Here is a 12,988-nt window from a genome sequence, read left to right as displayed (position 1 = left end):
TCGCCGTACCGGGATGGCCGTTGCCGACCCTCTGTACGGCATCGGCGGCCAGGACGCGGGCGGTGTCGACGGCCCGCTGGTCCAACTCGGTCCACTCGAGGTCTGTGGTGGTCGGCTTGGTGCTCACCCTGGGTCAGGGCTCCTCTCCACATGTCACACATGTCGAATTTGCCGGTGCACTGGGCGCCCCGGCCGCTGTCGAGCCTACCCCCGTAAGAACGTGCCTTTTTTCGAGTCATTCCAGACTGCCGGGACTCGTCGGGATCCGCCTCCCGACCGGGCCGTTCTGCGTTCGGCAAGTGAATACGGAGCCGCTCGTCCGAGTGCTCAATCGAGTGCTGACCGGCTCCTTCGACGGCACTGCCCAACACGACCCGACCCCCGCGAATGTCCGGGTCTGGGCAACGTCTACAGTGGCGTGGTACGCGCGAGCCTTTACCCGGACTTCACACGGGGAGGCTTGCTGGGATGTCTCTGTCAGGGGTGTGCGTGACGGCCGTTGAATCCCGTCCAGCGGGGATTATCGGGACGAGCCAGAGCCCGAGCCACCGGCCGTTCGGGGCCCGTGTCAAGGCGTTCGTGGCGCTGACCAAGCCACGGATCATCGAGCTGCTGCTGATCACCACGGTTCCGGTGATGTTCCTTGCGCAGCAGGGTGTCCCCGACCTGAAGCTCGTCCTGCTGACCTGCATCGGCGGCTACCTCTCCGCGGGTGGCGCCAACGCGCTCAACATGTACATCGACCGCGACATCGACGCGTTGATGGACCGCACCTCGCAGCGTCCGCTGGTCACCGGGATGGTCAGCCCGCGCGAGTGCCTCGCCTTCGGTATCGCCCTCGCCGTCGTCTCCACGCTGCTGTTCGGCCTCGCCGTCAACTGGCTCTCGGCCTGGCTGTCGCTCGGAGCGCTCCTCTTCTACGTCGTCGTCTACACGATGATCCTCAAGCGCCGTACGTCGCAGAACATCGTGTGGGGCGGCATCGCCGGCTGCCTCCCCGTGCTCATCGGCTGGTCGTCCGTCACGAACTCCATGTCGTGGGCGCCGATCGTCCTCTTCCTCGTCATGTTCTTCTGGACGCCGCCGCACTACTGGCCGCTGTCCATGAAGGTCAGGGAGGACTACGCGCGCGTCGGCGTGCCGATGCTGCCGGTCGTCGCCTCCAACAAGGTGGTCGCCAGGCAGATCGTGTTCTACAGCTGGGTGATGGTCGCGGTGTCGCTGCTGCTCACCCCGCTCGGCTACACGGGCTGGTTCTACACGGCGGTCGCGCTGCTGGCCGGCGGCTTCTGGCTGTGGGAGGCGCACGGCCTGCAGAACCGGGCCAAGGCCGAGGTGACCGGCGCCAAGCTCAAGGAGATGCGGCTGTTCCACTGGTCGATCACCTATGTGTCGATCCTGTTCGTGGCGGTCGCGGTGGACCCCTTCCTGCGCTGACCGACCGACGGGTGGGGTGCGTGGTCAAGGCCACGCACCCCACCCGTCGCCGTTTGATCTACCCGTCGGTAGCATCCTGGCCATGGCAGACACGCAGCAGGTGGACCCCAAGGACGAGCGCAAAGTGACCCGGCTCGCCAAGCAGATCAGCGGCTTCTCCAAGGAGCACGGCGGGGCCGAGGGGCAGGTCGCGTACATCGGCGAGCGCGGCGCCCGCATCGTCCTCGTGGGCGAGGACGGCGCCTGGGGCGACCTCGTCGCCCCCTCGTACGCCCTCGCCGAGAAGGCGGTCGAGAAGTCCGGCATCACCGTTCACGAGGACTTCGACGGCGAGTTCGCGGCGAAGGTCAGGACGGGCCCGTACGAGTGGAGCCGCATGGCGGGAATCCAGGTCGGCGGCCCGAGCAACGACTGAGACGCGGCGGCCGTTCGCACGGGGTGTGTGACTGCAACACCTCGTGCCCGGTTCACCCGTTAGGACCTGAGAAGGACAGAGTCCGAGCGCGGGGAGTCCGGGATGATCGAAACGCCGTCCCTCGTGGACCAGTACTGTCACGGCGTCCTGAGAACGGAGCTGGGCCTCGGTACCTTCGAGGCCCAGCTGGCCCGGACCGAGGGACCGCCGGCGCCGGGCACGACGCTCTTCGACACGCAGACGGGGTTCGCCGTACGCCGTTGGTGCCCCCCGCTGCTCGGTCTGGAGCCGCACTGCCCGCCCGCCCGTTATCTCGCCCGGCGCCGTGAACTAGGCGTACTGGAATCGGGCCGCAGACTGCTGCGGGGCAGCGGAATCACGACGTATCTCGTCGACACCGGGTTGCCCGGAGACCTGACCGGCCCCGTCGAGATGGCCTCCGCGGCGGACGCCCGGGCCCGGGAGATCGTGCGCCTCGAACTCCTCGCCGAACAGGTCGCCGACACCTCCGGCACCGTCGAGTCCTTCCTCGCCAACCTCGCCGAGTCGGTGCACGGCGCCGCCTCGGGCGCCGTGGCCTTCACCTCCGTGGCGGGCGTACGGCACGGACTCGCGCTGGCGCCCGAGCCGCCGGGACCGGGCGAGGTGCGCGGCGCCGCCGGCCGCTGGCTCGCCGAACGCCGGGTGGGCGGGGAGCTGAGCGATCCGGTGCTGCTACGGCATCTGCTGTGGATCGCGGTCGCCTCCGGACTGCCGCTCCAACTGCACGCCGGGCTCGGCGAACCGGGGCTGCGCATCGACCGTACGGATCCCGTGCTGCTCACGGACTTCGTCCGGGCCACAGCGGGCCTCGGCACGGAGCTCGTGCTGCTGCACGGCTACCCCTACCACCGGCACGCCGCCCACCTCGCCGGGGTCTTCCCGCACGTGTACGCCGACTCGGGCGCCGCTCTCGTACGGACCGGGGCCCGCGCCGCCACCGTCCTCGCGGAGATCCTGGAGCTGGCCCCCTTCGGCAAGATCCTCTTCTCCAGCGGGGCCCAGGGCCTGCCCGAGCTGCACGTGGTGGGGGCGCGGCTGTTCCGGGAGGCGCTGAGCCGGGTGCTGGGCACCTGGGTCGCCGAGGGGGCGTGGTCGCTGGCGGACGCGCAGCGGGTGGCGGGGATGATCGCGGCGGGGAATGCGCGGCGGGTGTACGGGTTGGAGTGAGCTACCGGCTGTGAGCTACGGCTGTGAGCCACGGCTGTGAGCTCACTCCTCCAAGCCCGGGGCAGCGTCTAAGCCCGGGTCAGCGTCGGCTCGCTCGAAGGCCCCGGCACATCGGCCGACGCCTGCGGCCGCTCCCGCAGGGCCAGCAGCACGCGCAGTACCGCGATCCACACCAGGGCCGAGCCGAGCATGTGCAGGCCGACGAGGATCTCGGGAAGGTCGGTGAAGTACTGGACGTAGCCGATGACGCCCTGCGCGAGCAGGATCAGGAAGAGGTCGCGGGTGCGGCCCAGCGGGCCCTTCGGGGCGTCGACCGCCTTGAGGACGAACCACAGGGCGAACGTCAGCGACACCACGATCCAGGCCAGCACCGCGTGCACCTTGCTGACGGTCTCCCAGTCGAGCGGCATCCGCTCGACCTCGCTGGAGTCGCCCGCGTGCGGTCCCGCGCCGGTCACGACCGTGCCGACCAGGATCAGCAGGACGGAGGCGGCGACCAGGAACCACACCAGTTGCTGCACGGACTTGCCGACCAGCGGGCGCGGCGTTCCGTCACCCTCCCGGGTGCGCTGCCACATCACCGTGGCGATCGCGATCAGGGCGGACGTCGCCACGAAGTGCGCCGCGACCGTGTACGGGTTGAGGCCGACGAGGACCACGATGCCGCCGAGGACCGCGTTGCTCATCACGACCCAGAACTGTGCCCAGCCCAGCCGGGTCAGGCCGCGTCGGGACGGCTTCTCGGCGCGCGCGGCGATGATCGCCCAGCCGACCGCCGCGCACAGCACGTACGTCAGCATGCGGTTGCCGAACTCGATGGCGCCGTGGAAGCCCATCGCGCTGGTGGCGGTGAGCGAGTCGGCGGTGCACTTGGGCCAGGTCGGACAGCCGAGCCCGGATCCGGTGAGCCGTACCGCCCCGCCGGTGACCACGATCACCACCGACATGACGAGCGCGGCGAGCGCCGCCCGCTGGACCGTCCGGGGGGTCGGGGTCCAGCGTTCGGCGATGAAGGCGAGCGGGTTGCGGACGGCCGCTACGGCGTCGGCGCGGGTCACGTTTGGCACGCGCCCATCGTAGGGGGACCGCTTGTGCACGCTTTCACGAGGGTCCCTCGCGGGCTTACTCCCAACGGAAGAAGCGCCCCGCGGCGGCCAGCCCCACGACCGCCCACACTGCGAGGATCCCCAGGTCGGCCCACGGCATCCCGGCGCCGTGCTGAAGCACGTCCCGAAGCCCGTCCGACAGGGCCGAGATCGGCAGCAGCCCGAGCACGTCCTGGGCGCCGGCGGGGAACTTGTCCAGCGGCACGATCACCCCGCCGCCCACCAGGAGCAGCAGGAAGACCAGGTTGGCGGCGCCCAGCGTGGCCTCCGCCTTCAGCGTGCCCGCCATCAGCAGGCCGAGCCCCGAGAAGGCGGCCGTGCCGAGGACCAGCAGAAGCAGCACGGCGAAGGGGTTGCCATGCGGCGACCAGCCCAGGGCGAAGGCGATCACCGTCAGCAGGACGACCTGGAGGACCTCCGTGACCAGCACGGCCAGCGTCTTCGCGGCCATCAGGCCCCAGCGGGGCAGCGGGGAGGAGGCCAGGCGCTTCAGGACGCCGTACCGGCGCTCGAAGCCCGTGGCGATGGCCTGCCCGGTGAACGCCGTCGACATCACGGCGAGCGCGAGGACGCCGGGGGTCAGGAAGTCGACGGCCTCGCCCGCGCCCGTGTCGACGATGTCCACCGAACTGAACAGCACCAGCAGCAGCGTGGGGATGACCACGGTGAGCAGCAGTTGCTCGCCGTTGCGCAGCAGCATCTTCGTCTCGAGCGCGGCCTGGGCGGCGATCATGCGGGGGAGGGGCGCGGCCCCCGGCTTCGGGGCGTACGCGCCCGTGGCGGCGGTGGTCATGAACGCAGCTCCTTGCCCGTGAGCTCCAAGCCGTGCCTTCCCGGGGGACGACCCCCGGGCCCCCGGCAGGTCCGTGTGTGAGCCGGAATCATGAGCGCAGCTCCTTGCCCGTGAGCTCCAAGCTGTGCCTTCCCGGGGGACGACCCCCGGACCCCCGGCAGATCCGTGTGTGAGCCGGAATCATGAGCGCAGCTCCTTGCCCGTGAGCTCCAAGCCGTGCCTTCCCGGGGGACGACCCCCGGACCCCCGGCAGATCCGTGTGTCAGCCGGAATCATGAACGCAACTCCTTGCCCGTGAGCTCCAAGAAAACGTCTTCCAGGGTGTGCCGTTCGACCGAGATCTTCTCCGGCATGACTCCGTGCTGCGCACACCACGAGGTGACCGTGGCGAGCAGTTGCGGGTCGACCTTGCCGCCGACCCGGTACGAGCCCGGCGTCAGTTCCGCGGCCGTGCAGTCGGCGGGGAGGGCCTTGAGCAGGGAGCCGACGTCGAGCCCCGGCCGGCCGGAGAAGCGCAGGGTGTTCTCGGCACCGCCGCGGCACAGCTCCTCCGGGGAGCCCTGGGCGATGACCCGGCCCGCGTCGATGATCGCGACGTCGTCGGCGAGCTGCTCGGCCTCGTCCATGTAGTGGGTCGTGAGGATCACGGAGACGCCGTCCGCGCGCAGGTCCCGCACCAGGTCCCAGGTGGCGTGGCGGGCCTGCGGGTCGAGGCCGGCGGTGGGCTCGTCCAGGAACACCAGTTCCGGGCGGCCGACGACCGCCATGGCGAGCGCGAGCCGCTGCTGCTGGCCCCCCGAAAGGCGCCGGTACGTGGTCCGGCCGCAACTGCCCAGCCCCAGACGCTCGATCAGCGCGTCCACGTCCAGCGGGTGGGCGTGCAGCTTGGCCACGTGCCGCAGCATCTCGTCGGCCCGGGCGCCCGAGTAGACGCCCCCGGACTGCAGCATCACGCCGATCCGGGGGTTCAGCTGACGCGACTGTCTCACCGGGTCGAGGCCCAGGACGCGCACCGTGCCGGAGTCCGGCTTCCGGTACCCCTCGCAGGTCTCGACCGTCGTCGTCTTGCCCGCGCCGTTGGGGCCGAGTACGGCGGTCACGCCCGCCTTGGCCACCAGGTCGAGGCCGTCCACCGCGGTCTTCGTGCCGTACCGCTTCACCAGGGCCTGGACCTGGACCACGGGCTCACTTCGCATGGGTCCAGAGTCTAGGTTCGCGATCGGCGGCCCAGACCGGCGGGTGCGAGATCTCCACCTCCGCCCCGGGCGGGGCCTCAGACCTCGTCCTCACGCGACCGGTGCACCGCCAGCCACCGCTCCGCGTAGGCCACCGCGTCCGCCAAGGGGAACAGCCGTACGTCGGCCGCGCCCACCTTTCCGCGTACGACGGGACGGTCGCGCTCGAAGTCGTACCCCAGCTCGTCGAACCGGTCCGAGTCGATCGACACCTCGGTCACCACCTCCCAGCCCGTCGGTCCGGGGCGGCCCACCTTCACGCGCGGGGCCGGTATGCGGTACTCGGCCAGGTGGAAGCCGGTGCAGGCGTCGTAGCCGGCGCCCAGCAGGAGCACCCGGGCGTCGAGTGACTCCAGGCGGGCCAGGGGGCTGTGCTCGCCGAGCCGGCAGTCGGTGCCGTGTCCCTCGGTCACCTCCGCCGCGCGCGGGCCGAGCGCCGCGAACGAGGTCTGGGGGTGCGCGCTGCGCAGGGCGCCCGGCCAGGTCCGTACGGTCTCCGGGATCACGCCGACTCCGCGGCTGGGGGTGACGTGGGGGTCGTACCCGGGCATGGTGGCCCGGATCGTCTCCCACCAGGCCTCGGGCACCGGCGGGTTCGCCCAGTGTGCCGGGTCCGAGAGGTCGCCGGACTGCGTGGGGACCACCAGGGTGCCGTCCGGACCGAGCGCGTCGAGCACTCCTTGGACGACTGCCACGGCTCCTCCGCAGACCCAGCCGAGCGAGCTGAGAGAGGAGTGGACGAGGAGGGTTTCGCCTGGTTCGACACCCAGTTGGCGCAGCTGGGCCGCGATGGTGTCGCGGGTGACAAGAGGGCCGGTGGGAGGGGGTGTGGGCATGGTTCCGGAGTGTCCCGGACCGAGGTCTCCGGCGCCACCGATTTGATCGATCAAAGATCGTTTGCGCAGGTCAGCTTAGGTAAACCTAAGTGACGCAGGGCACCGCCCGGTGGTTCGGGCACGGCTTGCCTGCCTCAGAGGAATTACGCAACAATGGCGTTGTGAAAAACGTCGGCGAGGCTCGGGAGACCCCCACGGGGGCCCCGCAGGAGGAGCTAGCGACCGGTGAGCGCTCGACGCGCAACCGGGTCGCGCGGTCCATCCTGGACCACGGGCCGTCGACCGTGACCGAGCTGGCTGGACGCCTGGGGCTCACCCCGGCGGCCGTACGCCGGCATCTGGACGCCCTGGTCGCCGACGACGTCGTGGAAGCGCGCGAGCAGCGGGTGTACGGAGCGCGGACGCGCGGCCGGCCCGCCAAGGTCTTCGCGCTCACGGACTGCGGCCGTGACGCCTTCGACCAGTCCTACGACAAGCTCGCCACGGACGCCCTGCGCTGGATCCAGGATCGGTTCGGCGGGGACGAGGCGGTCGTCGCCTTCGCCCGCGCCAGGATCGCCGAGCAGGCCACCGCCTACCGCAAGGCCATCGAGGCCGCCGCGCCCGAAGAACGGACCGAAGCGCTGGCCAAGGCCCTGAGCGCGGACGGGTACGCTGCTACGGCGCGAAGCGCACCGGTCGGCGAGCAGCTCTGCCAGCACCACTGCCCGGTGGCCCACGTCGCGGAAAAGTTCCCGCAGCTCTGCGAAGCGGAGACCGAGATCTTCTCCCAGCTGCTCGGCACGCACGTCCAGCGACTGGCGACCATCGCGCACGGCGACGGCGTCTGCACGACGTTCATCCCCAAGATTTCCCACACCACTGATATCGCATCTGCAAGCACGGCCGGGAGGAACCCCGCATGACTCTCCCCACGGAGACTGCCCACCCCGAACTCGAGGGCCTGGGTAAGTACGAATACGGCTGGGCCGACTCCGACACGGCCGGCGCCTCTGCCAAGCGCGGCATCAACGAGGACGTCGTCCGCGACATCTCGGCGAAGAAGTCCGAGCCGGAGTGGATGACCAAGCTCCGCCTCAAGGGCCTGCGCCTGTTCGGCAAGAAGCCCATGCCGAACTGGGGCTCGGACCTGTCGGGCATCGACTTCGACAACATCAAGTACTTCGTACGCTCCACGGAGAAGCAGGCGGAGTCCTGGGAGGACCTGCCCGAGGACATCAAGAACACGTACGACAAGCTCGGCATCCCCGAGGCGGAGAAGCAGCGCCTCGTCGCCGGTGTCGCGGCCCAGTACGAGTCCGAGGTCGTCTACCACCAGATCCGCGAGGACCTGGAGGAGCAGGGCGTCATCTTCCTCGACACCGACACGGCCCTGAAGGAGCACCCGGAGCTCTTCAAGGAGTACTTCGGGACCGTCATCCCGGTCGGTGACAACAAGTTCGCCTCCCTGAACACCGCCGTGTGGTCGGGTGGCTCCTTCATCTACGTGCCGCCGGGCGTGCATGTCGAGATCCCGCTCCAGGCCTACTTCCGCATCAACACGGAGAACATGGGCCAGTTCGAGCGGACCCTGATCATCGTCGACGAGGGTGCCTACGTGCACTACGTCGAGGGTTGTACGGCCCCGATCTACAAGTCGGACTCGCTGCACAGCGCCGTGGTCGAGATCATCGTCAAGAAGAACGCCCGCTGCCGTTACACGACCATCCAGAACTGGTCGAACAACGTCTACAACCTGGTCACCAAGCGCGCCGTGGCGTACGAGGGCGCGACCATGGAGTGGATCGACGGCAACATCGGCTCCAAGGTGACGATGAAGTACCCGGCCGTCTACCTGATGGGCGAGCACGCCAAGGGCGAGACCCTCTCCATCGCCTTCGCGGGCGAGGGGCAGCACCAGGACGCCGGCTCCAAGATGGTCCACATGGCGCCGAACACCTCCTCCAACATCGTCTCCAAGTCGGTGGCGCGCGGTGGCGGTCGTACGTCCTACCGTGGTCTCGTCGAGATCGGCGAGGGTGCCCACGGCTCCAAGTCGAACGTGCTGTGCGACGCGCTGCTCGTGGACACCATCTCCCGCTCCGACACGTACCCGTACGTGGACGTCCGCGAGGACGACGTGTCCATGGGGCACGAGGCGACCGTCTCCAAGGTCTCCGAGGACCAGCTCTTCTACCTGATGAGCCGTGGTCTGACCGAGTTCGAGGCGATGGCCATGATCGTGCGTGGCTTCGTCGAGCCGATCGCGAAGGAGCTGCCCATGGAGTACGCCCTGGAGCTCAACCGGCTGATCGAGCTGCAGATGGAAGGCGCGGTCGGTTAAGACCCGCCGCACCACAGGCAGCAGCGAATTTCTGACGTAGGAAGAGAGCAGACCGACAGCCATGGCTGAGGCTCAGAACATCCCGGTGGGGTCCACCACCGCCGGCCAGATCGCGGTGGCCGCCGAGTCCACCGTCGCCACGCGCATGAGCGCGCCCCCCTCCTTCGACGTGCAGGACTTCCCGGTCCCGCACGGCCGCGAGGAGGAGTGGCGGTTCACCCCGCTGGAGCGGCTGCGCGGGCTGCACGACGGCACCGCGGTCGCCACCGGCGACGGCCTGAAGATCGCCGTCGACGCCCCCGAGGGCGTCGTCGTCGAGCTCGTCGGCCGTGACGACGCCCGGCTCGGCAGGGCCGGCACCCCGGTGGACCGCGTCGCCGCCCAGGCGTACTCGGCGTTCGAGAAGGCGGGTGTCGTCACCGTCCCCAAGGAGACGGTGCTCACCGAGCCGATCCGCATCGCCGTGCACGGTGAGGGCGGGGTCGCCTACGGCCACCAGGTCGTCGAACTGGGAGCCTTCGCCGAGGCCGTCGTCGTCATCGACCACACCGGTGACGCGGTACTCGCCGCCAACGTCGACTACATCCTGGGCGACGGTGCCAAGCTGACCGTCGTCTCCGTCCAGGACTGGGACGACAAGGCCGTGCACGTGGCCCAGCACAACGCGCTGATCGGCCGGGACGCCACGTTCAAGTCGTTCGTGGTCACCTTCGGCGGCGACCTCGTGCGCCTGCACCCGCGCGTCGCCTACGCCGGCACCGGTGGCGAGGCCGAGCTCTTCGGCCTGTACTTCACGGACGCCGGCCAGCACCAGGAGCACCGCCTCCTGGTCGACCACAACACCCCGCACTGCAAGTCGAACGTGGCCTACAAGGGCGCGCTCCAGGGTGAGGGCGCCCACGCGGTGTGGATCGGCGACGTGCTCATCGAGGCCAAGGCCGAGGGCACGGACACGTACGAGATGAACCGCAACCTGGTTCTGACCGACGGCGCCCGTGTCGACTCCGTGCCGAATCTCGAAATCGAGACCGGCGAGATCGTCGGCGCGGGACATGCCAGCGCCACCGGCCGCTTCGACGACGAGCAGCTCTTCTACCTGATGGCCCGCGGTATCCCGGCCGACGAGGCCCGTCGCCTGGTGGTCCGCGGCTTCTTCGCCGAACTCGTCCAGCAGATCGGTGTCGACGACATCGAAGAGCGCCTTCTCGTGAAGATCGACGAGGAGCTGGAGGCGTCGGTCTGATGACTGCCTCTTCGACGTTCGTACGCGTCTGTGGGCTGAGCGAGCTGGAGGAGGACACCCCGAAGCGGGTGGAACTCGACGGCACGCCGGTCTCGGTCGTGCAGACCGAGGGGGAGGTGTTCGCGATCCACGACATCTGCTCGCACGCGAACGTCTCGCTCTCCGAGGGCGAGGTGGAGGACTGCCAGATCGAGTGCTGGCTGCACGGCTCCAGCTTCGACCTCCGCACCGGCAAGCCGTCCGGCCTACCCGCGACGCGCCCCGTCCCCGTATACCCCGTAAAGATCGAAGGGGACGACGTGCTCGTCTCCCTCACCCAGGAGTCCTGAGGCACCCATGGCAACGCTTGAAATCCGAGACCTGCACGTCACCGTCGAGGTCGAGAACGGCACGAAGGAAATCCTCAAGGGTGTCGACCTCACCGTGAAGCAGGGCGAGACGCACGCCATCATGGGCCCGAACGGCTCCGGCAAGTCGACGCTCGCCTACTCGCTCGCGGGTCACCCGAAGTACACGATCACCGGCGGCACCGTCACCCTCGACGGCGAGGACGTCCTGGAGATGGCGGTCGACGAGCGCGCTCGTGCCGGCCTCTTCCTGGCGATGCAGTACCCGGTCGAGGTCCCCGGCGTCTCGGTCTCCAACTTCCTCCGTACGTCCGCCACCGCCATCCGCGGCGAGGCCCCCAAGCTGCGGACGTGGGTGAAGGAGGTCAAGGAGACCATGGAGCGTCTCAACATGGACCCGGCCTTCGCCGAGCGCAACGTCAACGAGGGCTTCTCCGGCGGTGAGAAGAAGCGCCACGAGATCCTCCAGCTGGAGCTGCTCAAGCCGAAGGTCGCGATCCTCGACGAGACGGACTCCGGTCTGGACGTCGACGCGCTCCGTGTCGTCTCCGAGGGCGTCAACCGCGTTCGTGAGACCGGCGAGGTCGGCACCCTGCTGATCACGCACTACACGCGCATCCTGCGCTACATCAAGCCCGACTACGTCCACGTCTTCTCCGGCGGTCGCATCGTCGAGTCCGGCGGCGCCGAACTCGCCGACAAGCTGGAGAACGAGGGCTACGAGGCTTACACGAAGGGCGGACCCGTGCGCGGAGCGAACTCAGAGGAGGATGTCGCGTGACACAGCTGCCGGGCCTCCTCGACACAGAGGCGATCCGCAAGGACTTCCCCATCCTGGACCGCCAGGTCCACGACGGCCGGAAGCTCGTGTACCTGGACAACGCGGCGACCTCGCAGAAGCCGCGCCAGGTGCTCGACGCCCTGAACGAGTACTACGAGCGCTACAACGCCAACGTCCACCGCGGTGTGCATGTGCTCGCCGAGGAGGCCACGGCGCTGTACGAGGGCGCGCGCGACAAGGTCGCCGCGTTCATCAACGCGCCGAGCCGCGACGAGGTGATCTTCACCAAGAACGCCTCCGAGTCGCTCAACCTCGTGGCGAACATGCTGGGCTGGGCCGACGAGCCCTACCGCGTGGACCACGAGACCGAGATCGTCATCACGGAGATGGAGCACCACTCCAACATCGTGCCGTGGCAGCTGCTCGCGCAGCGCACGGGCGCGAAGCTGAGGTGGTTCGGCCTGACCGACGACGGCCGGCTCGACCTCTCCAACATCGACGAGATCATCACGGAGAAGACGAAGATCGTCTCCTTCGTGCTGGTGTCCAACATCCTCGGGACGGTCAACCCGGTCGAGGCGATAGTGCGCCGCGCGCAGGAGGTCGGCGCGCTGGTGTGCATCGACGCCTCGCAGGCCGCGCCGCACATGCCGCTGGACGTGCAGGCCCTCCAGGCCGACTTCGTGGCCTTCACCGGCCACAAGATGTGCGGCCCGACGGGTATCGGCGTGCTGTGGGGCCGCCAGGAACTCCTGGAGGACCTGCCCCCGTTCCTCGGCGGCGGCGAGATGATCGAGACGGTGTCGATGCACTCGTCGACGTACGCTCCCGCCCCGCACAAGTTCGAGGCGGGCACCCCGCCGATCGCGCAGGCGGTCGGCCTGGGCGCGGCGATCGACTACCTGAACTCGATCGGCATGGACAAGATCCTCGCCCATGAGCACGCGCTCACCGAGTACGCGGTGAAGAAGCTCGGCGAGGTTCCGGACCTGCGGATCATCGGCCCGACCACGGCCGAGGACCGGGGCGCGGCGATCTCCTTCACGCTCGGCGACATCCACCCGCACGACGTGGGCCAGGTCCTGGACGAGCAGGGCATCGCGGTCCGGGTCGGTCACCACTGCGCGCGGCCGGTCTGCCTGCGGTACGGAATTCCTGCGACCACGCGAGCGTCGTTCTATCTGTACTCCACGCCGACCGAGATCGACGCTCTGGTCGACGGCCTGGAGCACGTACGGAACTTCTTCGGCTGAGGAGCTGGCT

General features: G+C 69.2%; 14 protein-coding genes. 9 read left to right on the top strand and 5 right to left on the bottom strand.

All coding sequences use genetic code 11. The features are described 5' to 3' along the window. The coding region (locus ADK57_RS49660; protein ID WP_159050245.1) for a hypothetical protein at positions 1-127 on the bottom strand (127 nt) is incomplete at its 3' end. 356 nt (positions 128-483) lie between these two features. Between ADK57_RS49660 and ADK57_RS45025 the strand changes: the two genes are divergently transcribed. From ADK57_RS45025 to ADK57_RS45015, 3 genes are all read left to right on the top strand, one after another. After that, positions 484-1,437, top strand: a complete 954-nt coding sequence (locus ADK57_RS45025; protein WP_078973683.1) for a heme o synthase — start codon at positions 484-486, stop codon at positions 1,435-1,437. An 82-nt stretch (positions 1,438-1,519) separates the two neighbouring features. Continuing rightward, positions 1,520-1,852, top strand: a complete 333-nt coding sequence (locus tag ADK57_RS45020) for a hypothetical protein (protein ID WP_053755575.1) — start codon at positions 1,520-1,522, stop codon at positions 1,850-1,852. A 102-nt stretch (positions 1,853-1,954) separates the two neighbouring features. Then, positions 1,955-3,061 (top strand): amidohydrolase family protein, encoded by a 1,107-nt coding sequence (locus tag ADK57_RS45015; protein WP_053755574.1) that lies wholly within the window; start codon positions 1,955-1,957, stop codon positions 3,059-3,061. Positions 3,062-3,129: 68 nt separating this feature from the next. Here ADK57_RS45015 and ADK57_RS45010 read toward each other — a convergent pair whose 3' ends face one another. The 4 genes from ADK57_RS45010 to ADK57_RS44995 form a co-directional block, all read right to left on the bottom strand. Next, a complete protein-coding gene (locus ADK57_RS45010; protein WP_053755573.1) occupies positions 3,130-4,128 on the bottom strand; it encodes a COX15/CtaA family protein in 999 nt (332 codons plus the stop codon). 55 nt (positions 4,129-4,183) lie between these two features. After that, positions 4,184-4,960, bottom strand: coding sequence for an ABC transporter permease (locus ADK57_RS45005; protein ID WP_053755572.1), 777 nt, complete (start codon positions 4,958-4,960; stop codon positions 4,184-4,186). 272 nt (positions 4,961-5,232) lie between these two features. After that, on the bottom strand, positions 5,233-6,156 hold the full coding sequence (locus ADK57_RS45000) for an ABC transporter ATP-binding protein (RefSeq protein ID WP_053755571.1): 924 nt from the start codon (positions 6,154-6,156) through the stop codon (positions 5,233-5,235). 77 nt (positions 6,157-6,233) lie between these two features. After that, on the bottom strand, positions 6,234-7,031 hold the full coding sequence (locus ADK57_RS44995; protein WP_053755570.1) for an aminoglycoside N(3)-acetyltransferase: 798 nt from the start codon (positions 7,029-7,031) through the stop codon (positions 6,234-6,236). 161 nt (positions 7,032-7,192) lie between these two features. Between ADK57_RS44995 and ADK57_RS44990 the strand changes: the two genes are divergently transcribed. The 6 genes from ADK57_RS44990 to ADK57_RS44965 all read left to right on the top strand — a co-directional run bounded on the left by ADK57_RS44990 (position 7,193) and on the right by ADK57_RS44965 (position 12,978). After that, positions 7,193-7,936: a helix-turn-helix transcriptional regulator gene (locus tag ADK57_RS44990; RefSeq protein WP_053755569.1), complete on the top strand. Its 744-nt coding sequence runs from the start codon at positions 7,193-7,195 to the stop codon at positions 7,934-7,936. Continuing rightward, positions 7,933-9,354, top strand: a complete 1,422-nt coding sequence (sufB, locus tag ADK57_RS44985; RefSeq protein WP_053755568.1) for a Fe-S cluster assembly protein SufB — start codon at positions 7,933-7,935, stop codon at positions 9,352-9,354. Before ADK57_RS44990 ends, sufB begins: the two co-directional genes overlap by 4 nt. Positions 9,355-9,415: 61 nt before the next feature. Further along, the gene (gene sufD / locus ADK57_RS44980) at positions 9,416-10,597 is read left to right on the top strand and encodes a Fe-S cluster assembly protein SufD (protein ID WP_053755567.1); all 1,182 of its coding nucleotides are present in this window, start codon (positions 9,416-9,418) and stop codon (positions 10,595-10,597) included. Beyond that, positions 10,597-10,926 carry a non-heme iron oxygenase ferredoxin subunit gene (locus tag ADK57_RS44975; RefSeq protein WP_053755566.1) on the top strand — a complete coding sequence of 110 codons (330 nt, stop codon included), beginning with the start codon at positions 10,597-10,599 and terminating at the stop codon, positions 10,924-10,926. The genes sufD and ADK57_RS44975 overlap by 1 nt, the downstream gene beginning before the upstream one ends. Positions 10,927-10,933: 7 nt before the next feature. Beyond that, positions 10,934-11,725 carry a Fe-S cluster assembly ATPase SufC gene (gene sufC, locus ADK57_RS44970; RefSeq protein ID WP_053755565.1) on the top strand — a complete coding sequence of 264 codons (792 nt, stop codon included), beginning with the start codon at positions 10,934-10,936 and terminating at the stop codon, positions 11,723-11,725. Further along, positions 11,722-12,978: a cysteine desulfurase gene (locus ADK57_RS44965; RefSeq protein ID WP_053755564.1), complete on the top strand. Its 1,257-nt coding sequence runs from the start codon at positions 11,722-11,724 to the stop codon at positions 12,976-12,978. Before sufC ends, ADK57_RS44965 begins: the two co-directional genes overlap by 4 nt. Positions 12,979-12,988 lie beyond the last annotated feature (10 nt).

The organism is Streptomyces sp. MMG1533 (genome assembly GCF_001279775.1).
Lineage (GTDB): Bacteria > Actinomycetota > Actinomycetes > Streptomycetales > Streptomycetaceae > Streptomyces.
This window is presented reverse-complemented; position numbering and strand designations above follow the sequence as displayed.